Origin of the sequence: Paenibacillus taichungensis, from assembly GCF_047302525.1 — a bacterium.
In the GTDB taxonomy this organism is placed as follows: Bacteria; Bacillota; Bacilli; order Paenibacillales; family Paenibacillaceae; genus Paenibacillus; species Paenibacillus taichungensis_B.
Window position 1 is genome coordinate 1,012,409 of sequence record NZ_CP168020.1, and the last position, 23,260, is coordinate 1,035,668.

17 protein-coding genes are annotated in these 23,260 nt (G+C 47.7%); 10 read left to right on the plus strand and 7 right to left on the minus strand.

What is annotated here, in order from left to right; translation table 11 throughout:
- Positions 1 to 38 precede the first annotated feature (38 nt).
- Positions 39 to 773, plus strand: coding sequence for a hypothetical protein (locus ACDJ58_RS04535; protein WP_413375881.1), 735 nt, complete (start codon positions 39 to 41; stop codon positions 771 to 773).
- A gap of 50 nt (positions 774 to 823) precedes the next feature.
- Here ACDJ58_RS04535 and ACDJ58_RS04540 read toward each other — a convergent pair whose 3' ends face one another.
- Positions 824 to 2,074: an acyltransferase gene (locus ACDJ58_RS04540; RefSeq protein WP_413375883.1), complete on the minus strand. Its 1,251-nt coding sequence runs from the start codon at positions 2,072 to 2,074 to the stop codon at positions 824 to 826.
- A 162-nt stretch (positions 2,075 to 2,236) separates the two neighbouring features.
- On the minus strand, positions 2,237 to 3,226 hold the full coding sequence (locus ACDJ58_RS04545) for an LCP family protein (RefSeq protein WP_413375885.1): 990 nt from the start codon (positions 3,224 to 3,226) through the stop codon (positions 2,237 to 2,239).
- A 184-nt stretch (positions 3,227 to 3,410) separates the two neighbouring features.
- Here ACDJ58_RS04545 and ACDJ58_RS04550 point away from each other — a divergent pair, with 184 nt between their 5' ends.
- The 6 genes from ACDJ58_RS04550 (at position 3,411) to ACDJ58_RS04575 (ending at position 13,288) form a co-directional block, all read left to right on the plus strand.
- On the plus strand, positions 3,411 to 3,962 hold the full coding sequence (locus ACDJ58_RS04550) for an undecaprenyl-diphosphatase (protein ID WP_413375887.1): 552 nt from the start codon (positions 3,411 to 3,413) through the stop codon (positions 3,960 to 3,962).
- A gap of 202 nt (positions 3,963 to 4,164) precedes the next feature.
- A complete protein-coding gene (locus tag ACDJ58_RS04555) occupies positions 4,165 to 5,901 on the plus strand; it encodes a methyl-accepting chemotaxis protein (protein ID WP_413375889.1) in 1,737 nt (578 codons plus the stop codon).
- Between the two features lie 329 nt (positions 5,902 to 6,230).
- On the plus strand, positions 6,231 to 8,294 hold the full coding sequence (locus ACDJ58_RS04560; protein ID WP_413379460.1) for a glycoside hydrolase family 9 protein: 2,064 nt from the start codon (positions 6,231 to 6,233) through the stop codon (positions 8,292 to 8,294).
- Positions 8,249 to 8,692 (plus strand): cellulose binding domain-containing protein, encoded by a 444-nt coding sequence (locus ACDJ58_RS04565; RefSeq protein ID WP_413375891.1) that lies wholly within the window; start codon positions 8,249 to 8,251, stop codon positions 8,690 to 8,692. The genes ACDJ58_RS04560 and ACDJ58_RS04565 overlap by 46 nt, the downstream gene beginning before the upstream one ends.
- A gap of 77 nt (positions 8,693 to 8,769) precedes the next feature.
- The gene (locus ACDJ58_RS04570; RefSeq protein ID WP_413375893.1) at positions 8,770 to 12,045 is read left to right on the plus strand and encodes a glycoside hydrolase family 48 protein; all 3,276 of its coding nucleotides are present in this window, start codon (positions 8,770 to 8,772) and stop codon (positions 12,043 to 12,045) included.
- 427 nt (positions 12,046 to 12,472) lie between these two features.
- A complete protein-coding gene (locus ACDJ58_RS04575) occupies positions 12,473 to 13,288 on the plus strand; it encodes a C40 family peptidase (protein ID WP_413375895.1) in 816 nt (271 codons plus the stop codon).
- Positions 13,289 to 13,372: 84 nt separating this feature from the next.
- Here the strand turns inward: ACDJ58_RS04575 and ACDJ58_RS04580 are convergent, their stop codons facing one another.
- Complete coding sequence (locus tag ACDJ58_RS04580; RefSeq protein ID WP_379438766.1) at positions 13,373 to 14,281, minus strand: ArsR/SmtB family transcription factor; 909 nt, start codon at positions 14,279 to 14,281, stop codon at positions 13,373 to 13,375.
- Positions 14,282 to 14,459: 178 nt separating this feature from the next.
- Between ACDJ58_RS04580 and ACDJ58_RS04585 the strand changes: the two genes are divergently transcribed.
- A complete protein-coding gene (locus tag ACDJ58_RS04585; RefSeq protein WP_090953023.1) occupies positions 14,460 to 15,965 on the plus strand; it encodes an alpha-N-arabinofuranosidase in 1,506 nt (501 codons plus the stop codon).
- Between the two features lie 205 nt (positions 15,966 to 16,170).
- Here the strand turns inward: ACDJ58_RS04585 and ACDJ58_RS04590 are convergent, their stop codons facing one another.
- Entirely contained in the window at positions 16,171 to 16,944 is a 774-nt protein-coding gene (locus ACDJ58_RS04590; RefSeq protein ID WP_413375897.1) for an MBL fold metallo-hydrolase, read from the minus strand.
- 127 nt (positions 16,945 to 17,071) lie between these two features.
- On the opposite strand from ACDJ58_RS04590, the gene ACDJ58_RS04595 reads away from it, so the two are divergent.
- Complete coding sequence (locus tag ACDJ58_RS04595; RefSeq protein WP_413375899.1) at positions 17,072 to 17,503, plus strand: Lrp/AsnC family transcriptional regulator; 432 nt, start codon at positions 17,072 to 17,074, stop codon at positions 17,501 to 17,503.
- Between the two features lie 13 nt (positions 17,504 to 17,516).
- Here the strand turns inward: ACDJ58_RS04595 and ACDJ58_RS04600 are convergent, their stop codons facing one another.
- From ACDJ58_RS04600 to ACDJ58_RS04610, 3 genes are all read right to left on the minus strand, one after another.
- The gene (locus ACDJ58_RS04600; protein WP_413375901.1) at positions 17,517 to 18,032 is read right to left on the minus strand and encodes a hypothetical protein; all 516 of its coding nucleotides are present in this window, start codon (positions 18,030 to 18,032) and stop codon (positions 17,517 to 17,519) included.
- Between the two features lie 105 nt (positions 18,033 to 18,137).
- On the minus strand, positions 18,138 to 19,883 hold the full coding sequence (locus tag ACDJ58_RS04605) for an ABC transporter ATP-binding protein (protein ID WP_413379462.1): 1,746 nt from the start codon (positions 19,881 to 19,883) through the stop codon (positions 18,138 to 18,140).
- A 106-nt stretch (positions 19,884 to 19,989) separates the two neighbouring features.
- Complete coding sequence (locus ACDJ58_RS04610) at positions 19,990 to 21,732, minus strand: ABC transporter ATP-binding protein (RefSeq protein ID WP_413375903.1); 1,743 nt, start codon at positions 21,730 to 21,732, stop codon at positions 19,990 to 19,992.
- 359 nt (positions 21,733 to 22,091) lie between these two features.
- On the opposite strand from ACDJ58_RS04610, the gene ACDJ58_RS04615 reads away from it, so the two are divergent.
- Positions 22,092 to 23,015 carry an S-layer homology domain-containing protein gene (locus ACDJ58_RS04615; RefSeq protein WP_413375905.1) on the plus strand — a complete coding sequence of 308 codons (924 nt, stop codon included), beginning with the start codon at positions 22,092 to 22,094 and terminating at the stop codon, positions 23,013 to 23,015.
- Positions 23,016 to 23,260 lie beyond the last annotated feature (245 nt).

The following is a 23,260-nucleotide window of genomic DNA, read 5'->3' on the forward strand; positions in this document are numbered from 1 at the left end:
AGAGCACACGATTTTGACATATGAAAGGAAGAAGAGAAATGAAATACAGATGGAAAAAATGGATGGCAGTCGGACTGGCAGCCGTATTTATAACAGCATCTACCGGCTATACAGCATCCGCTGATCCAAATGGATCTGTTGAAGATCAAGTTGCGACTCCATCCTCCTCCACAAACCAGACTAAGCCTTGCATGCAAGCAGGTCATGGCCTGTTTATGATTGGAGAAACCGCAGACCTGCTCGGTATTGGGCTCCGTGATTTAAAAGAACAGATGGAGCTTGGCAAAACGTTGACTCAGATTGCCAAGGAACACAAAGGACTTAGTGAAGATCAATTGTTGGAGAAGTTGAAGCCTTCGCTCTCTCAGCGATTGGATAAAGCAGCCGAAGAAGGCTGTCTCACGAAAGAACAGGCAGCAGCAGCCAAAGCAGGTATGGATACCAAGCTGAAGAAGGTAATCAACACACCACTGCGGGAGTTAAGACGTGAGTTCGCTCACCATGGCAACAGACATCCAATGATGGACAAGGGGGCTATTGCCCGCTTTATCGGCGTCACTCCGGAGCAGCTCCATCAGCAGCTCCAGAGCGGGAAGTCACTGGCTGAGATTGCTCAGGCAAAAGGCATCAGTGAAACGCAGTTGGTAGACAAGTTGAAGGAGCAGTTGACGGGTGACCTGAAAAGGTTCGTTAATCAGAAGGGCAATGCACATCATGCTCCTGGTCCTCACGAACCTGTACCTGGTCGATCCGCTTCCACAGAAGTGAAGTAAAAAAGAGCGTCTTCCACGAAGGGAGACGCTTTTTCTATATTCAACCAGGATTAGCTGGTTTCCGGACTGCGATTTGCGCTGGCTGACGGATTACGCTCGGGTGAACTTGTTCTGCTCGCAGAAACAGTATCATGCAAACGGGGACTTAGGGGTTTCTTCCGTTGTAATCCTATGGTGAAGCGAGAACCAGGAAGTTGGGAAAGTCCCCAGCTGATTGCAAGAGACGTTGCCACGGTGACCAGAAACGAAAGAAATGTAATCGGTAGATGCCATCCGGTTAGCGTAAGTGGCCGGGTAATATACGCGATGCAGTAGAGAACCAGTGCATGAACCAGATAGCCACCAAAGGAATATCGGCCAATCCACGTCAGGAGACGCTGAAATGGTGTATCTTTGCCTCGCAGCAGTACAAGGAAGCCATAGAACATGAACATCTGGGCCATGATGATGATGAAGGTTGTTGGCTTCAGATAGGTTGATATATTCAGGTTAACGACATCGCCCGATCCCCGCAGCACATCATATCCAAGCCAGATGTACATGCCGATAAAAAGACAGACCATCCAGGGCAATACCTTTGCGGTCCAACTTCTCCAACTATCCACTGACCAGGCACAGACTGCGCCCAGCAAAAAGTAAAACCAGTACATAACCCATGAATAAGAGCGATATTGCAGCAAACCCGACCAGGGTTGTGGTAAGGAAGCTGTCCACCCGCCCATATCGTAGTAGGACCATTTCATAAGTAAAGTGTATAATGCCATCCCAATGAGAATCAGCGTGATGACGGATTGCATTGGGGTGAAGCGTGTAACTTTTTCAATACGTCTCTGAATGAACTTTGCTCCCGCAAGGAACAGGGGAAACAGAATATAGAACTGAAACACCATAATCACAAACCACAGATGATATCCCGTCTGGGGGAGGAAAAGTTCACGAACAAGACTGCGGAAGTCAGGCATACCCGAAAGCCAGAACTCGGGGGTGAATATCCGGACAAACAACCAATAGATGAACGTCCATACCACAAAGGGCACATAGATATCTCCAAACCGCTTACGGATAAACTTGGGGTAATCCGGTTTGGTATGACTGTGATGATAGAACAGCATTACACCGGACAGGAAGACGAATGTCGGCGTACCAAAACGAGTCAGATGATAAATCATGGTCAGCATGATGGAATCAGGTTGTTCAATATCAGCGCGATATATATATTCTGCGATGTTATGCTGCATCACAATGGCGAGAAACGCAAGGCCGCGCAGTTGTGTCCATTCCACGATTCGCGGTTTATTCACATGTATTCCTCCTTCGTGTAACCGGAATTCATCATTTAAGGGTACCTGTTGAACATTAAGACTGCATTAAATGGGGAAAATAGGTACAAAAAAAGATGGCGGCAGCCATCTTTTTAATCGGAGTATCATTGCGATACCTGCTTCTTTTTGTTTCCATTCAATTTAGTTTAAGTCTTGTACTTTTGTTGATTCATCCTCTGAGGATTTCGCATCTTCCTCAAACAAATTCTGAATGTATGATTGGAGTTTCGGTTTATTAACACCGAGTACCTGGGCAGAACCTGCAAGTTCATTGGTTAGCAACTTATTAGGAGGGATCTGCTGTTTATCGATTTCATTTACGTTAATATCGAATCCGAGCGAAGCCAATTTTAACATCTGTGTTGGACTGAGGTCTGTCTCGATATATGGAGCGACAGCTTCCAATATTTCAGGAATCTTGAAGAGTGAAGTAGTGCTTTGCATCTTCTTAGCCAGCTCAGTCATGAAAATCCGCTGCCGTTCGGTACGCGTAAAGTCTGATGTGGCATCGTGCCGGAATCGGACATATTGGAGGGCAGTCTTACCGTCCATATGCTGAAGTCCTTTTTTGAGGTCAATATCGTACATATGTTTATCTGCTTTGCTGGTATAATACATGTCTTTCTCCACATCAATATCGATCCCGTCTACAGCATCAACCAGCGCCATGAATCCGATAAAATCGGTATACACGTAATGTTGAATAGGGATGCCGAGCAAGTCACCGACCGTTTGTTTGGTTAATTCCGCTCCGCCGTAAGAGAAGGCCGCGTTGAGTCTGCTCTTGCCGTGTCCCGGAATATCAACATATGTATCACGCAGAACAGAGAAGAGATGGGCTTTCTTGGATACCGGATCAATGGAAGCAACCATGACCGAATCTGAACGGCCGGCGTCATCCCCTCTGGTGTCACCTCCAAGCAGCAAAATGTTAACTCGTTCCTTCCCTTCCCATTTGGGAACAGGGGTAGTTGGGGTGTCCGTATTTTGGTTTGTGTCAGAAGAGGAAGTCTCGGAAGCGGTTGAGATGCTATTGGCAAAATGAACGATCGAGTATCCGTAATATACAATGACACCGGCAATGGCAAGTGCCAGGGTTAGGGATGTCCCCCATAACCATTTCTTAAGCATAATCTTCACCTTTCTATGAATGAACTATTATGTAACCCAAACTAGTTTAACAAAAAGTAAGAGAAATGTCCTCTTTGATTTCGAAAGTTCGGTTATTAGGCGACATGTTTGACAAATAGTTAGTGTATATTTATTATGTAAAAAATAATCGTGTTTTGTGTAATGGAGGTATTAAACGACTGTTATGAATCAATCTGTATTTAATTGGATCAACCAGTTTGCAGACCGTATTCCGTTTCTGGACTGGTTTATGATTACATCGGCTGAATATGCGGTCTGGGTTATGATAGGACTTCTTGTGATTGTGTGGTTTCTTGGCAATCCGTCGAAGCAACGAATTGTATTTTATGCGTGTGTAGCTTCGATCGTAGCACTTGGTCTGGCAAAATGGGGAATTTCACCTGTGGTAGGTCATCCAAGACCGTTCATGGAAGGTACGGTGAATCAACTGGTTCCGCATGTGCCAGATCCATCTTTTCCAAGTAAACACGCTTCCTTTGTATTTGCGCTCGCTGCAGCTTCGTTTTTTATCGGGCGTCGCTTCGGAGGATGGATGCTGTTGCTTGCTGTGCTGACAGGAGTCTCGCGTGTCTATGTAGGTGTACATTATCCTGGGGATATTTTGGGCGGGTTCATTCTGGGTAGCCTGGTCAGTGTAATCTTGATTGCTACGCGTAATTATACTAAGACGATTCCCGATTTCTTCATTAACATTCATCGCCGGATTTTCCGTTAAAAACGTATAAATATGGTAGGGATCGGAAGAGAAGTCTTGAAAATGAGAGCTTTAAGTTTTTGGTAAGCCAAAGACTTGAGGCTTTTTTTTGTGTTTATTTCGAAGTTAACTGAAATTTACAAAAATCGAATTCCGATATCTACAATTCATGACGATACGTGTCGATATACTATAAATATGTACTAGTTGAGGAGTGGGGAACATGAAAGACGCGCGGGGAAACGTGACGGGGAAATTAAGATTAACAATTCGAATGAAATTACTGGGTGGATTTTTGATTGTGGTGGCACTTCTGGCTTTTGTCAGCATTTATGCGTTGACCCAAATTCATGATATGTCCAAGAAAGCCGATGAAATCGACAAGATGTGGATGCCAAGTGTGAGCCTGCTCGGAATGATGAATGGTGATATTTCCGACGTTGAACGGCTTGCTCTTGCCGTAATTGTGGAAACGAATCCAACTGAAATCACCAAAATGAATGAAGCGTTGGAACAACTTCAAGCCAAGATTGAGAATGAGCGCAAGGAACTGGTCACACTTATCGCAGGCAATACCGAAGCAGTGGGAATGTACAATACATTTAGCACGAACTATGAGGCGTATTTGGCGAAAATGCCGGAATTTATGAAATTGGGCATGGCCAACAATTATGAAGAAGCCAGCAGATTGCATTCAGAGGCCTATCCACTATGGTTCACAGCGAATGATACCATTGCTCAATTAATTACGATGGGGAACTCACTGTCGGATGCAGCAACGAATACATCGGTTGAGTCTGCTGAACAAGCATTTAATGTTATATTGGGAGTCACTATTGTTGCTTTCCTGGTCGCCATGTTTATTGCCTTCTTCATTGCAAGTATCATCTCACGTCCAATTCAGAAGATGAATGCAGCAGCCATGCTTATTGCTAATGGTGACTTGACCAGTGAAACCATTGTTCTCAAAAACAAGGATGAACTGGGAACGCTCGCGGCTTCCTTCAATACGATGACAGGCAACCTGCGTGAGATGATTCAATCCGTATCGATGACATCCGAACAGGTAGCTGCTTCCTCGGAAGAACTTCTCGCGAGTGCAGAGCAGAATACAAGGGCTTCGGAACAGATTTCTGAAACGGTGGAGGAATTGGCCGTTGGTACATCTGATCAAGTAGATATGGTGAAACGTTCTTCACAGGCAATGAGTGAGATGGCTCTTGGTTCGGAACAAATCGCTGAGCTTGCTCAAAGTGTATCCGTATCTGCCGTTGATGCAGCGAATCAGTCTGCCGAAGGGAATATGATTATTCAGCAGGCTGTTGAACAGATGGGATCTGTTCGCAATTCCATTGCATCACTGACAGAACTGGTTACAGGGCTGGGAGAACGTTCCGCAGAGATTGGTACCATTACTGAGGTTATCAACAATATTGCCCGTCAGACCAATCTACTTGCATTGAATGCAGCGATTGAAGCTGCACGTGCAGGTGAGCACGGACGTGGTTTCGCAGTCGTAGCCGGAGAAGTACGGAAGCTCGCAGAGGAGTCTTCTACATCTGCGCAACGGATTACGGATCTTGTCCAATTGATTCAGAAGGATACAGACCATGCCGTGCAGGCTGTGAAAGTGAACAGCAATGAAACGGAGGCAGGCATTGAGATTGTAACGGCGGCGGGACAAGCATTTGAACAGATTTCGAATGTAGTGAACAAGGTCGCTGGTGAAATTCAGGAAGTATCTGCAGGTTCGGAGGAAATGTCAGCAAGTACGAATGAAGTTGTAGGGTATGTGGATCAGATCTCCAATATTGCTGGAGAAGCAGCAGGCGGGGTGCATAATGTATCCGCCGCAACTCAGCAGCAGCTGGCTTCGATGGAAGAGATTGCTTCGTCAGCAGGCTCTTTGTCCAAAATGGCAGAAGAATTGCAGGAGCAAATCAACAAATTCAGAGTGTAAACGATCCAAAAGAAGGGTGTTCAGCCTGGTTAATGGCATGATCATAATTCAGCCTGTAGCACGGGTTATTCAAAATATTAGGACTGTTTCTCATATTGCGTTCATGCGATATGAGGGACAGTCTTTTTTGTCATATCACTACCCAAACATGTCACAACAATGTTATTTCAGAAGTCACCAGCGCTGATATTGCAACTGGAGCAAAAGGATATAATGGTAATTAATGGTGGAAACACATGGAGTCACACCATAGAAAGGAGCGGGTCAGTACATCAGTGTAATTGGAAAATTACGAGACGACTATTGCAAAAGGAGATGAATGGTTGAAGATGAAGGGAAGCTGGTGGAGACGAATCGCTATTCTCGCGTTATCGGCAGGGCTACTGGCAGGAAGTACATCCATACAGGCATGGAATGGCAAGGCAGATGCGGCTGCCGGGAATCCTAACTATGCGGAAGCATTACAGAAGGCGGTTTATTTCTATGAAACACAGCGTTCAGGGAATTTACCGGAAGACAATCGGGTGGAATGGCGTGGTGACTCCGGATTAAATGACGGAGCGGATGTTGGGGTTGATTTGACCGGAGGGTGGTACGATGCTGGAGATCATGTGAAATTTGGTCTGCCCATGGCCTATTCAGCTACGATGTTAGCTTGGTCTGTTGTGGAATTCCGCGAGGGATACGAGCAGGCAGGGCAACTGGAGGAAATTAAGGATAACTTGAGATGGGCCACAGACTATTTTGTGAGAGCGCATACGAAAACAAATGAATTATGGGGACAGGTCGGAGCGGGCAATATAGACCATGCCTGGTGGGGACCGGCTGAAGTGATGCAGATGAACCGTCCTGCTTATAAGATCGATGCATCCTGTCCGGGAAGTGAAATTGCGGGAGAAACTGCAGCGGCACTCGCGTCTTCATCCATTGTGTTCCGGGACAGTGACCCGGCTTATGCCAACAAACTGCTTCAGCATGCCAAGGAACTTTACAGCTTCGCGGATACGTATCGAGGCAAATACTCGGATTGCATTACAGATGCTCAATCGTTCTACAATTCATGGACAGGTTACTATGATGAACTCGCCTGGGCTGCAACATGGTTATATATGGCGACAAATGATAGCGCTTACTTGTCCAAGGCGATTGCTACGGCGAATCTGTGGCAGGCGGATGGACAGAACGGGAACTGGGCCTATACATGGACCCAAGGCTGGGATGACAAACATTACGGAGCGCAGATTCTGCTGGCTCGCATTACGTCGGATCTGAACATGCCAGAAGCGACGCGGTTCATTCAATCCACGGAGCGCAATCTGGATTATTGGTCTGTAGGCACGAATGGACAAAGAATCAAGTATACACCGGGCGGGCTTGCCTGGCTTGATACATGGGGATCGCTCCGGTATGCAGCGAATGCATCGTTTATTGCTTTTGTATATTCCGACTGGGTCAGTGATCCAGTAAAGAAAGCAAGGTATCAGGACTTTGCCGTCTCTCAAATGAACTACATTCTGGGGGATAATCCTCGCCAGAGCAGTTATGTGGTCGGTTATGGTCAGAATCCGCCTAAGCACCCTCATCACCGGACCTCCCACAGTTCATGGACGAACAATGAAAATGTACCTTCAGAGCACCGTCACACGTTGTACGGAGCGATGGTTGGTGGACCGGATGCATCGGATGCCTATACCGATTCCATTGGGGACTATGTCAGCAATGAGGTGGCCACCGATTACAATGCAGGCTTTACAGGCGCGTTAGCCAAGATGAATCTGTTATTCGGCCAGAATGATCAGCCCATCGCGAATTTTCCGGCTCCGGAAGTGAAGACGGATGAGTTCTTTGTCGAAGCTGCCGTGAAGGCATCCGGTTCCAATTACACGGAAATCAAGGCTGAACTGAACAATCGTTCCGGCTGGCCTGCGCGGATGGGGGATAAGTTGTCTTTTCGCTATTTCCTGGATCTGAGTGAAGTTTACGCTGCAGGATTTACTGTTTCCGATGTCAATGTTACAACCTCATATGCCGAGGGAGCTACCGTATCCCAACCGGTTGTGGTTGATACAGCGAAACGAATCTACGCTGTTACTGCGGACTTTACTGGAACCAAGATATATCCAGGCGGGGAAGGACATTATCGCAAAGAGGTCCAGTTCCGCATTACCGGCCCGCAAGGCGCCTGGAATGCGAATAATGATCATTCATTCCAGGGCTTGGGCACAGGTAATGTGGCGAAGAGCGTATATCTTCCAGTCTACGATGCGGGAATACGGATATACGGCCAGGAACCTGGTGTCACACCGGTTGTCATGCCTATTGCACCTTCTGGGGTGGCACGCTTGAGGTGCAGTATCGTCACGGAGGGTCAGGTGCTTCCGGTAATGCGGTGACTCCGCAGTTTAATCTAAAAAACACGGGGACTCAGGCGATTGATCTTAGTACCGTGAAGCTCCGATATTATTTTACCAAGGACGGTGCAGGGGATCTGAACTTCTGGTGTGATTATGCCCAGATCGGCACGGCCAATATTGAAGGTGAATTTGTCACGTTGACTCCGGCAAAGGGTACAGCGGATACGGTTCTGGAGATCAGCTTCAAATCCGGGACTGGCAGCCTGGCTGCCGGAGCGGAGACGGGTGTGATCCAGGGGCGCTTTTCCAAGAACAATTGGGGTAATTTCGATCAGAGCAACGACTATTCCTATGATGCAACCAAGACTGCTTTTACCGCATGGAATCAGGTAACTGGGTTTCAGGGAGGTACGAAAGTCTGGGGCATTGAGCCGTAACCTAACAGGAAGTTCAACAGCATGGGCAGACCCACGGTAATTCTAATTGAATTTCACCATTCCAGGGAGGTATATACATGTTGAAATCAGCTGCGAAAAAAAGTTTGTCTGCCATGCTAGCAGGGACCGTTATGCTGACCGGGTACACCGGTTTGTGGGCAGGTCCCCAAACGGTTTATGCCGAAGAGCAGAACATTGATGCTCAGGCGGACGGAATAAATGAAGCACGATTTTTGCAATTGTATGATCAGCTGAAAGATCCGGCGAACGGTTATTTTTCTCCAGAGGGAATACCTTATCATTCCATTGAAACCTTGATGAGCGAGGCACCGGATTATGGGCATATGACGACATCCGAGGCATACAGTTACTGGCTCTGGCTGGAAACGATGTATGGTCACTATACGGGAGATTGGTCCAAACTTGAAGCGGCTTGGGACAGCATGGAGAAATACATCATCCCTGTCAATGAAGGTGACGGTAAGGAAGAACAGCCTACGATGAGTTATTACAATCCGAACAGCCCGGCCACCTATGCAGCGGAAAAACCTTTTCCGGATCAATATCCTTCTGCCATTAACGGTCAATATGCGGCTGGAAAAGACCCACTTGATGCCGAGCTGAAATCTTCCTACGGCAACAATCAGACGTACCTGATGCACTGGCTGCTGGATGTGGATAATTGGTACGGGTATGGTAACCTGCTGAATCCGAATCATACGGCAGCTTACGTGAATACGTTCCAGCGTGGAGAGCAGGAGTCTGTGTGGGAAGCTATTCCACACCCATCCCAGGACAATAAAACGTTTGGCAAAACGGGCGAAGGTTTCATGAGCCTGTTTACCAAGGAGACCCAGACACCGGCTGCCCAGTGGCGTTATACCAACGCAACGGATGCTGACGCACGTGCGGTGCAGGTACTGTATTGGGCGAAGGAGATGGGCTACACCAATACAGCGTATCTGGATAAAGCGAAGAAGATGGGTGACTATCTGCGCTATGGGATGCACGACAAGTACTTCCAGAAGATCGGAAGTGCCAAGAACGGCACACCAACTGCCGGTACAGGCAAAGACTCTAATATGTATCTGATGGCATGGTATACCTCATGGGGCGGCGGTCTTGGCGAGGGTGGGAACTGGGCTTGGCGGATTGGAGCCAGTCACACGCATCAGGCTTACCAGAATCCGGTGGCAGCTTATGCTTTGTCTGATCCGGCAGGCGGCCTGATTCCAAAATCGACAACAGCCAAGGCCGATTGGAATGCATCGCTGAAGCGCCAATTGGAGTTCTACACCTGGTTACAGTCTCACGAAGGGGCAATTGGCGGTGGAGCGACGAACAGTTTTGATGGCTCATACAAAGCTTATCCTGCCGGAACCAGTACGTTCTACGACATGGCTTATCAGGAAGCTCCCGTGTATCGTGACCCGGACTCCAACACATGGTTCGGTTTCCAGGCCTGGTCGCTAGAGCGTGTAGCTGAGATGTATTACATTCTTGCCGAGAGTGGGGACCTCAGCTCCGAGAACTTCCAGATGGCCAAAAAAGTCATTTCCAAGTGGATTGACTGGTCCAAGGATTATGTATTCGTTGATGAGCGTCCGGTGACGGATGCACAAGGGTATTATCTGAATGCGGCAGGTCAACGGATTCTTGGCGGTACCAACGCACTGGTTGCAACTACACCTGCACCGGGCGAATTCTGGATTCCAGGCAGCCAGGAATGGGAGGGGCAACCGGACAAATGGAATGGGTTCAGTTCCTTTACGAACAATCCTAATTTCCATGTGGTAACTAAAGATCCTGCTCAGGATACAGGCGTGCTGGGAAGCTATATCAAAGCCTTGACGTTCTTTGCTGCGGGGACTCAAGCAGAAGGAGGCGTACTCAGTGCCAAAGGACAGGAAGCCAAAGATATGGCTGAGAAACTGCTAAACACGGCGTGGGATTACAATGATGGTGTGGGGATCGTGACCGAAGAAGTCCGTAAAGACTACTTCCGCTTCTTCGCCAAAGAGATTTACATTCCGGCGAACTGGACGGGAACCTTCGGTCAGAGTAACACGATTCCGGGCACAGCAGGTGTGCCTTCCGATCCAGCCAAAGGGGGGAATGGTGTATACATTGGCTACTCTGACTTGCGTCCGGCCATCAAGCAAGATCCGGCCTGGGCTTATCTGGATAATCTGTACAAAACGTCTTATAATCCAACAACGAAAAAATGGGAAAATGGGGCACCAACCTTTACGTATCACCGTTTCTGGTCACAGGTGGATATGGCTACCGCGTATGGCGAATATGATCGTCTCCTGGGTGATGCCGGAAGTCCAGGAGTTCAGGTTCCGGGAGCTCCAGCTGGTCTGACAGCTGCAGCAGGCAGTGAGCAGGTTGTTATGAACTGGACCGCATCCACTGGTGCCGCTTCTTACACGGTAAAACGTGCAGAGGTAAACGGTGGCCCGTATACTTCCGTAGCAACGGGTGTTACCGGTTCGACTTTCACGGATACAGGACTGACCAATGGCAAAACGTACTATTATGTGGTGACGGCAGTGAATACGGCGGGTGAATCTGCACCTTCTGCTCAAGCGTCAGCTACTCCGCAAGCGGGAATATCCATACCGGGATTGTTAACCGTTACGGGAACGGCAGGTAATAATCAGGCAGTGCTAACATGGACCGCATCGACCGGAGCTGCAAGTTACAAAGTACAACGCTCGGTTGCAGGTGGAGCCTACGCCGATCTGGCTACAGGTCTGACGGCACTGACTTACACGGATGCCACGGCAGTGAACGGTACCGCATACAATTACCGAGTGGTGGCAGTAAATGCAAGCGGGCAGACCTTGTCCAATGTAGTGACGGTGACACCAACAGCGCCTCCTGTAACAACAGGTGCACTTGAAGTGCAATACCGCAATGGTGGTTCAGGGACGTCAGGCAATGCGGTGACCCCGCAGTTCAATATCAAGAACACAGGCACGACAGCAGTGGATCTGAGCCAGGTGAAGCTACGGTATTACTTTACGAAGGATAGTGCATCAGATCTGAGTTTCTGGTGTGATTACGCTCAGATTGGCAGCGCCAACGTTGAAGCTCACTTTGTGACGGTAGATCCGGCTAAAGGCACAGCGGATACGTATCTGGAGATTGGATTCAAATCCGGAGCAGGCAGTCTAGCTGCGGAGGCAGAGACGGGAATTATCCAGGGTCGCTTCTCGAAGAACAACTGGACGAATTTTGATCAGACCAATGATTATTCCTTCGATGCTACCAAAACGGCCTTCAGCGCCTGGAACAAAGTGACCGCTTATATTGGCGGAGTCAATGCTTGGGGCATCGAGCCATAATCGATTCATATTGAGACAGAGTACAGCCGGGGAGAGATCTCCGGCTTTTTGCGTGATGATTTTAGGATTACAGGTATTCATAATCGAGAAATGAACCATAGTAATGTTTACCAAATATAGAATATGAACATTAAAATATAGGTCATATGACGCATGTCCTAAGTGATGTTCGACTTAGGCCTCTTTTCTGCGTAAAACGAAGCGTAGCAAATAGTTACAATAATTTAACCTTTGAAAAAGAAGTGATTTGCGGTAGTTTAAGCCAACTGGTGTGAGAGGTTTCCCTGATTCTTAGTGCTCAAGCCTGCCTGATCGAATACAGGACTTTGGACTGATGATCGTTATGGACGGCCCGTTTTACAATGGGGCAAGCCCGGCGAATGAGGCCAGGTTAAAATTCTGTAAACATCAGGGGGAACACGACATCATGAACTGGAAAAGCAAGATCATTACTGCAAGTGTAACAGCAACGATGCTGATGGGAAGTCTGACAACAGGAGCATTAACGACACCTGCATCAGCAGCCGCAGTTGAAAATTCAAAAGTTAAAGTCATCTGGGGAGTTAATTTGCGTACATCGCCATCTTCTTCCGCAAGCATTGTTCGTTTGGTGCCAAAAGGAGAGACTGTTACGGTAGTGCAAAAATCCGGATCAGGCTGGTATAAAGTTACGGACTCCGGTAACCGGACAGGATACATATCTTCTTCTTCAAAATATACACAAGCCGTGAAAGGCAACACGACAACAGGAAGTGGCAGTACTAGTGGGTCTGGTTCAGGCAGCAGTACGTCTGTTACAGGCAGTGCTTCAGTAGAGAAAGTCATAGCTGCTGGCATGAAATATTGGGGAACGCCTTATGAATTTGGGGCAAGTCGTAACAGTACGGCTACGTTCGATTGTTCAAGCTTTGTCCGCCAGGCATTTATTGATGCGCTCGGAATTAAGCTTCCAGCCGATTCGCGTAAACAAGGAGCCTATGTGAAAGCCAATGGTACCGTAAAGACCAATTGGAAAAATCTGAAACGCGGTGATCTGATGTACTTTATGTCCTACAAAGGTAGCTCGGCTTCATCATACTCTAGTGTGAACAAATCTACTGCTAAGATTACCCACACTGGAATTTATCTGGGTGACGGCAAAATACTGCACACCTATTCCAACGCTGGCGGCGGTGTAACGATTAGTGATATCTCCGGCAAACATTGGGAGTACCGTTTCTTGTTTGGTGGAAGTGCACTTTAAGTTCCAGCATGCTTATTAAATAATGATCATATAGAACCTTCCATCTCTGCCTATAGGGGGATGAAAGGTTCTTTTTGTTGTTTATTAGTCCTGGTAATACAGACGGAACAGAATATCCTGATCATAGTTGCCGAATCCTTGACCATACAACGTCAGCCCGCCAACATGCTGCGCATCTTCTTCCACGGAGAGGCGCAATGTCCACTGGTTGCGTTCCACGGGAATATCCGCAAGCGTAATTTCGGACATATGCTGTCCATCAATAAATGTGCCTTCATGGGTGATCCGCAGCACCTTGAGCATGCCGTATTGATTAACACTGTCGCTCCACCATTCCGGGGTGAACATGCCTCGTCCATTTCCCGAATCTCCAGGGCTTGTCCATTCACCGAGTCGAATTCCGTTGAGCATGAAGGTAATATCCGAAGGCCAGTTTGGGTTAACCGAAGGGGCCTCTGAACCTATCTCAAGTGACAATTCAATGGCACTGATCTGTTGGCCTGACAAGATATAGTTTGGAATTTTGTATTCCACGAATCCGCGTCCAAACCAGAGAATATGGGCGTGCATCCGCTCGGGATCTAGAAAATAGCGTGGGTCATCATATTGTCCAATGACCTGATTGGAAGTAGCCAGACCACATGTCGGATACACATCAAAATGGGTGTAATGTCCGACAGGGATTGCTACTTCATGAAGCTTGCGGGAAGCTCCAGTTTCTTGTGGCATGGAGATGCCAATCCAGTCGACAGCCAGGCTGTTCATTTTGTGCGTACCACCATCCTTGCGAATCATTTTGGACTGAATAATGCCCACATCCTGAAGCTTGCGAACATGCATCGTTACGATTGCACTGCTCAGGCCGAGTGATGCGGCGATATCCTTCACGTTCATTGGGGTCTCTGCGACAAGCCTGATAATTTGCAGACGCACTTCACTCGCGAGTGCTTCGTATAGGGGCAACCATTCTGCATCGGTATTTGCTCTAATCACATCTGTTCCTCCATTTTGATTTATAGAATTAAGTTAAACATAAATCCAGTCAAAAGAATAACATTTTGCAAAATTCAGGTTGAAATTGGTGCCATAATCGATTTTAATATAAATATGAACGTTGATCCATAGATTATCAATTAATTTTTATATTAATCTTAGGGAGCTGAACTTCACGATGGAAAAAGCAAAAATGACGGTAGACAAGGATTTCACAATTGGCGTAGTTGATAAACGTTTATACGGTTCATTTATTGAACATCTGGGACGTGCCGTATACGGTGGAATATATGAGCCGGGTCATCCTACAGCGAATGAAGCGGGATTCCGTGGAGATGTGCTGGAGATGGTTAAGGAGTTGCAGGTTCCGATTGTGCGGTATCCTGGCGGCAACTTTGTATCCGGTTACAATTGGGAGGATTCGGTTGGGCCTGTGTCTGAACGCAAACGCAGACTTGAATTGGCCTGGAGAACAATCGAGACCAATGAATTCGGGTTCAACGAATTTGTGGATTGGTCCAAACAGGCGAATTCGGAAGTGATGATGGCCGTCAATTTGGGAACACGGGGAGTAGACGCAGCCCGCAACATCGTGGAGTACAGCAATCATCCTGAAGGTTCCTATTATAGTGATTTGCGTATTAAACATGGATACAAAGAGCCTCATGCCATCAAAACCTGGTGTCTTGGCAATGAAATGGACGGTCCGTGGCAGATTGGTCACAAAACAGCAGAAGAGTATGGACGGATTGCACTTGAAGCAGCAAAAGTGATGAAGTGGACAGATCCAACGATTGAGCTGGTCGCTTGCGGAAGTTCATCCCTGGGTATGCCATCCTTCCCGGAATGGGAAGCAACGGTACTGGATCATACATATGATCATGTTGAATATCTGTCGCTCCACCAGTATTACGGTAATGCTGAGCAGGATACGCCAACATTCCTTGCGCGTTCCCTTGAGATGGATCGTTTTATTGAGACGGTAAAAGCGACCTGTGATTATATCAAAGCGAAGAAGCGCAGCAAGAAGACCATGTTCCTGTCCTTTGATGAATGGAACGTATGGTACCACTCCAATGAAAGTGACAAGAAGCTGGACCCGTGGCAGATTGCTCCGCCACAGTTGGAGGACGTATACAACCATGAAGATGCACTGCTTGTGGGATGTATGCTGATCAGCATGCTGAAACATGCGGACCGAGTTAAGATGGCCTGTCTGGCGCAACTCGTCAACGTGATCGCTCCAATCATGACCGATAATGGTGGTGCTGCATGGAGACAGACGATCTTCTATCCGTTCATGCATGCTTCTGTGTTTGGACGTGGAACAGCACTTGTGCCGTTGATCCAGTCGCCGAAATATGACACCAAACAAATTACGGATGTTCCTTATCTGGAGGGCATTGCGGTGCATAACGAGGAGCAGGGTGAAGTAACTGTTTTCGCTGTAAACCGTCATCTAGAAGAATCACTTCCGCTTGAAGTGGATCTGCGCAGCTTTGGGAAGTGCCGCTTGATTGAGCATATTGTGCTGGAAAGTGATGATCTAAAAGCAGCCAATACCGCAGCACAGCCGAACCGCGTCGCTCCGCATAATCGTGGTGATGCAGAAGTATCAGATACATTAATCACAGCAAGCCTGGCCAAAGCTTCGTGGAACGTAATTCGATTGAAAGTTCAGTAATAGGTAAAATGAGTAGAGGGAATCATTCAGGGTTACACAGTGTACTCCGATGGCGGAACTATCTTCGGATCGCTTTGTTCCTCAACTATAAACGCAAATAAAAGCTGGATGCGAACGAATCGCATCCAGCTTTTTTCGTGTTCCATGGAGAGAACTACTAGAGTATACTCCGTTTGTTAAAAGTCACTCATCGCATCAATGAACTTTATTTCAAACCGGCCCCCGGTCCAAACGCAAAGCTCTCGCCGTCACGTGGAATGAGCACCTGTCCGTCTAATTGTTCGGATGCCAGATAACTGGCGAGGTCCACGCGGGACATCATGCAATGGTTAATGGCATCCATATGCACAGCGATGACGTGAGCATCCGGTGCACAGCGTTTCACGGTAGCTACGTCAGGTCCGTCCATCGTGATCGGATCCCCTTGCAGGAAGCGGGCACCGCCAGCATTCACCACAATCACCTCAGGCTGATATTGACGAATGGCCTCGGCTGGCTCTTCACACCAGATGGTATCCCCGGCGATATAGGAGACAGGTTCTTCGTCAGCTTCTAATACAAAACCAGACACCTTGCCCATACGTTCGCCGATTTCCCCGGTTCCGTGATGTCCTGAAGTGCGGGCAAGACGTACGGAATGGTACTCATGTTTATCATCCACGGCGGTAACGTTAGTAAATCCGGCTCCTGTGAACACGGCTTCATCTCCTGGCTGGCACAGCAGAGGTACATCCTTACGGAGCTGCTTCGCTGCTGCTTCATCCCAGTGATCGGGGTGGGTATGCGTAACGATCACCAGATCGGGATTCACATAATCCGTTTCCGTCTCGGGTAATGAGACTCTTGGATTGCGTAATTCATTGGGTGTGTTCGGGAAAGCAGGCATCACTTCTTTATCCATCAACATGGGATCAACCAGTATATTCAACCCCCCATATTCCAACCATAATGTAGCATTACGAATCAATTGAATTTTCATTGAACCTGCACTCCTTCGGGAATTAATGTTATTATCCTATATGTTATACAACCCGTTTATGGGCGTAAATAACACCCTGAAAGAAAACAGACCACTTTAATTTCAAGTTGAAAGGATTGCAAAATAGATGAATGAGACGATTGATGATACAGATATACGCATACTGAAAAGCCTGATCCGGGACTCCAAACGCTCTCACAAAGAGATCGGCGAAGAGGTGCATCTGACCGGACAGGCTGTAGGTGCGAGAGTGCGCAAGCTGCATGATCTGGGTGTTCTTGAAGGGTATACGGTAAAATGGAACCCGGAACGCCTCGGCTTGGGCCTGCAGGCATTTGTAACAATCTTTCTGAATTCCGGCGACAGACATGCCGCCTTCCGTGAATTTATGGCTGCACGTGAAGACATCGTGGAGGTTCACCGTGTCAGCGGAGAGGGCTGCTATCTGATGCGAGTACGCACAGGAACAATGGAGCAGCTTGGCAGCTTGTTGGAAGCCATTTTGCCTTATGGGAATTACAGAATGAACCTGTCTGTTGGTATCGAAAAGTCGGAATGATGTGAGCTGGATTTCAGATGTCCTGTTGCTGTTTTTCTCGGAGTGTCTCCTGCAGAATGACAACTGCTCGACTGAGCTCTTTTTTGGTTAGCAAATGATCGGTCTGGATATGACGCCGGGTGCCGTCTTTCAAATACAGGGCAATCATGGGGGATGCAGATAATATCCATTTGCTGAAGGCGGGAGAGCCAAGCTCAATTTTACGAATCTCATTCCAGGGTATGGGCCGTTTAAGGGTATGAAGCCCTTCATCATTCCAGGATAATAACACAGGAGAACTCGCGATTGCGCGGGACAGAAACATAAAAAATAAAGGCCCGATAAACCACATGCCAAGAATAGCTGCGATGGAATAATACAATGTCTCCAGTTGTCCAGCATGATCGTCATAGATGATCCATAACAGGGTGACACATAACAGCAAGAACAGAAGACACAGTACTCCTTTCCATACAGCCGTGAAACGGCGATAGCCAATCTGCCGATGCTCAAGCTTCGACTCTGATGATTTATATAATTCAGGTTTCATAAATACGCCTCCTTATCATCATTTCCCAGAAAATATATCAAACATGCCGCCTGCATCGCAGAGCGGCATGTTCAACGTTTATTTAACCCCACTTGGTTCGATGAGCTATCCAGAAATAGCTGAATCATTACCGGCTTCACGCGCATGGGTGTAAAGATCAGCATATACCCCTTCAGCATCGATCAACTTCTGATGTGAGCCTTCCTCGACAATCTCACCATTCTCCATAACGAGAATCCGATCTGCATGCATGACCGTAGAGAGACGATGCGCAATAACAATCGTTGTTCTTCCCTGAGAGACGGATTCCAGCGCCTGTTGTACCAATTGTTCGGTATGCGAATCCAGATTCGCGGTTGCTTCATCCAGGATAAGCACTCGGGGCTGAAAGACCACGATTCGGGCAAACGATATCAGTTGACGTTCTCCGGCGGATAGACCGCTTCCGCGTTCGGAAAGACGTGTATCATACCCTTGCGGTAAACGTGAAATCATCGCATGTGCTCCGACGAATCGGCAGGCCTGAATAGCCTGCTCCCTTGTAATATCCTCGCGGAACATTCGTACATTGTCAATGATGGAGCCCGAGAAGAGGAATGGTTCCTGCTGGATCAGACCAACGATCCGATGAAGATTGGCCTGCGGGAAATGACGAATGTCTATTCCATCAATTTCAATGCTGCCTTGATTCACATCATAGAAGCGATTGAGCAGGGAGATCAGTGTACTTTTGCCAGCTCCTGTAGTTCCTACAATGCCCACCATTTCACCCGGATAGAGATGCAGATTCATATGCTGAATCAGGGGGCGGTCTGTTCGATAGCCGAACGATACATCATTAAAATCAATCTGCCCCATCACGTTCCGTGGTTCAAGTGTGGAGGAAATCCCGGGTTTCGGGTCAGCGACTTCCGGACGGGTACTCAGAATGTTCCAGATTCGATCCATGGATACGGTTGTCGACTGAAATGTGTTCCACTGCATGGTGATCTGGTTAATCGGCTGGAAGAACTGACGGATGTAACTGATAAACGCATAGAGTACACCCACCTGCAATGATTCACCCAGCACGGCACGTCCTCCGAGCCAAACCATCATAACGAGCGCCGCATTGCCAAGGATATCAAATGTCCGGTTGAATATGACATTGGAACGAGCTTGTGTGATATTGGCCTTCAGGTGAAGTTGGTTCTGTTCCGTGAATCTTTTCTTCTGCTCTTCTTCCTGATGGAAGGCCTGGATCAAAAACATGCCGGATAGGTTCTCTGCCGTGAATGCAATCAAACGGGAGAGACGAGTTCGGGCATTCTGATAAGCCCTGCGTAGTTGGCTCCGGAATAATACGGCAACGATGGCGATCACAGGCAACACGATGAGGGAGTACCCTGCGAGTACCGGATCGAGCTGGAACATAAAGACGATAATGAGCACCAGCATCATGCCATCTCGGATGAGACTAAGCAGCACCTGGGTGAAGAAACTGCTGATCGTTTCCGTATCACTGGATACATTCGTCACCAGACTACCGATATGGAAGCGATCGAAGAAAGACATCGACATTTTGGAGATATGCTTGAACAGGTCTTTCCGGATGCGAGAGACGATATTCTGACCGACATGTTGCAGTAGATTGTTTTGTACATAGGTGAAAATAAAACTGATTACAGCCAGCCCCAAAAAGATAGCTGCCAACTGGATAAGAAAGCCTACACTGGTCTGGCCAATCGCCAGATGATCATCAATCGCGATCTTCACCAGATAAGGCTGAAGCAGATCGGCGGAAATACCCAGCAGCGAACAAAGAAAGATACCTGCAAAGGCCCATTTATGGGGTTGGGCGTAGGACATCATCGCTTTGAAGGAAGTACGCTTACTCTGGTCTGCGCCTGCATCGGAACCGGACCCATGCCCTGACGGTGCTTGTGCTCCCGCATCTGAACGAACTTCAGCGTTACGGTCAGTCATGATGTAATCCCTCCTCCTGCAAACGATAGGTTGCAGCATATAACCCCTTTGCGGCCATCAGCCCTGCATGTGTTCCCTGTTCAGCGATTCGGCCTTCATCCAGAACGATAATTTCGTCAGCATGACGGACCGCACTGATCCGGTGGGAGATGATCAGCGTTGTTTTGCCTTTGCCGATTTCACGCAGGCTGCGCAGAATGCCACTTTCGGTGACGGCATCCACAGCACTCATACTGTCATCCAGAATGAGCACTTGTGCTTTTTTGATCAAACCCCGGGCCAGACTGGTGCGCTGACGCTGACCGCCAGACAACGTGAGTCCACGTTCACCCAGCAGGGTATCGAACCGATCAGGGAACCGGATAATGTTCTCGTATATCATCGCTTGACGTGCACTGTGCTCTACGGTGTCCAGCGGAACCTCACGGTCGCTAAAAGCGATGTTGTCCCGAATGGTTGTACTGAACAGGAACCCATCCTGGGGTACATAGGCAATACGGGATCTCAGGCTTTCCAGCGACAGCTGCCGAATGTCGGTGCCGTTAATGCGGATCGTGCCTTCAGGCGGCTCATATGTACGCAGCAATAGTTTCACAAAGGTGCTTTTACCAGAACCTGTTTTGCCTACAATGCCCACGGTTCGTCCTGCCTGGATGTTCAGACTGATGTTTTTGAGCGCAGGGGATGAACTGCCGGGATAGGAGAAGGACAGATTCTCAATCGTAATGTCGTTCACGGCTTTAAGACTTGTTGCATTGGGAAGCTCGCGCACGTCAGGCACTTCTGTCAACAGATCATTTACCCGCTCCAATGACGCTCCAGAACGCTGCATGGTATTAATCACATTACCGATTTGTTGAAGGGGTCCCATGATGATCCGCAAATATAACGTCAATGCAACAAAACTTCCGAGTGTAATGGAATTCTGCATCGTCAAAATTCCGCCGACAAGCAGGGAGACAACCAGTGAAATGGCACCCAGCAGCGGCAGCAGGGCCTGAAATAGAGAGGACAGACGAACGAGCCGCAACTGCTTGCTTTTGATTGCATCTACTGTGATCCCAAATCGTTCACTGGCGCTGTCTTCAATGGCAAATGTTTTGGTTACACGAATACCACCGAGCTGTTCCTCTGCGGATTCCGTCATCGTTGCAAGAGCATCCTGCACATCACGAGAGCGCTTGCGAATTCGCGGACCGAAAAAAACGACCAGAAAGGGAATGGCCAGCAAAGGCACAATACTGATCAGAATAAGTCTCATCGGGATTCCGCTGAGCAGCATCATCACGATGCAGGATAATAATAGAAATGTTGCATTGGTCATCATGGTGACGCCGTTGGAGATGGCTTCACGTACAGAGGTGACATCATTCATGACGTAACTGAGCAGTTTCCCATTTCCCTGTTTGGAAAAATAGTACTCGCTCAGCTCCGAGAATTTGCCGAAAATACGCTCGCGTGTCATGAATTCGAAGCGGCGTCCAAGCTTCATGATCATGAATTGCCCGGTACCGAATAACAGATTATAAGCGATGGCTATAGCCAAAAGCGAAAGACTGTACCGGATGACCGTATTCATCTGAAGTGTGTTCTGCATGAGTTGATCCGTGAAGCTGCCCAGAATTCGGGGCAAGGACGCCTGACCCACATTGGAGGCAATAATCAGTAGTACAGCGAACAGATATACGGGCCAGTTGGCAATGACGTAGCCTCGTAGTAATCCTTTCTTGGACATAAGATTTGTTCTCCTTTGTTCAGGGTGAAAGTTGGTTTGGAATCGGAGTCAAGAAAAGGGCCGACACCTGATAATAGCGCGTCGTGCCCTCTTACTTTATGCGATCCGGTTTGCTGTTTATCCGTCATTCGATAGAATTCTCTATTCTTATTTTTGCGCTAATCGGCAAGGATGTCAACGAAGCAAGCAAGCATAATGGAAAGAAAGCAGATCAGCGCCCGTAGGGTAAGGGATATATGCAGTATTTCCGTCATTTATTCACCAGATGTCGATTTTACTGAAACATTTCAGGGGGGTCTCCCGTCTGTAGGATTGAAGAGGTCAAAAATTGGGTTTACTAAATATGGAGGTGCCAAGAAATGAAACATAAAAAAGGATTGGCTGCAACGCTTGCGCTCTGCGTGTCTTTGACGGCAGGAGGTGCATCGGTACTTGCATTTTCGGATGTAAAAGATGAAGGGCAAAAAACGATTGTGGACTCGTTACATTCCAAGGGTGTTGTTAACGGAGTAACGGCGGATCTATTTCGTCCGGATCTCGCGTTGTCCGAGCCACAGGGTGTTCAACTGATCGTGAACGCTTTTGGTCTGAAAAATGAATACGCTGCCGCTTCGGCACAAAATAAAATTAGTCCAACGACCTGGTACGCCGATGCAGTTCAGGCTGCAACACAGAATGGTCTGTCCATTCCAGTGGAGTTGAATCCACAGGCCAAAATGACGCGCGAGCAGTTTGCCATTTTGCTCCTTGAAGGGATTAATACAACCGGGGAATATCCGGTGATCATGCTGTATAATGATATTAAGGACGAAAATAAAATCGGTAAGGACGCCAAATCTGCGGTCCAGAACCTGCTGAACATGGACATCATTGAACTGGATAAGGATGGAAACTTCCGTCCAGATCAGTCGCTTACCCGTATGGAGGCTGCAAGCATGATCTTCAATGCACTTGAATTTGTAGATAAGCACGGCAATGGCGGATCGACAGAACCGACTCCAACGAATCCAGGCGAAGGCCAACAGGGGATTGTACCTACCGTGACATCAACCAAAGTGGATGACAAGACGGTAAAAGTCAAACTGACCGCGCAAATGCCTCATCCTGGTTATGGATTGAAGATTGAAGATGTGAAATTGGAGAAGGATGGACGTGCCATTGTGCTGTATTCCATTATCCAGCCTGACCCGGACATGATGTATCCAATGGTTATTACCGAAGTAACCGCAGAGACAGACATTCCAACAGGATACACTGCGGAAGCGCAGCCTTCTGGAAAATAAGCAAGCCCTGCCAGCGTGCTTCGATCTCCGATCGGAGCACGCTTTTTTTGATTTCTTTCTGAAACCGACGATCGTTATGAAGAAGCTTGCCTAGGGAGATCGCCTGTCTATCAGTGCGAATCTTTTGTAGTCGCCTGATATGTATTTTTGTTGTTAATTTATGTGACATTAAGGAGCGTTGTGTAGTTCAATAAATGGAATTGAGTTATATTAAGTGACATATATGTTGTCCTTTATAAGGTGTA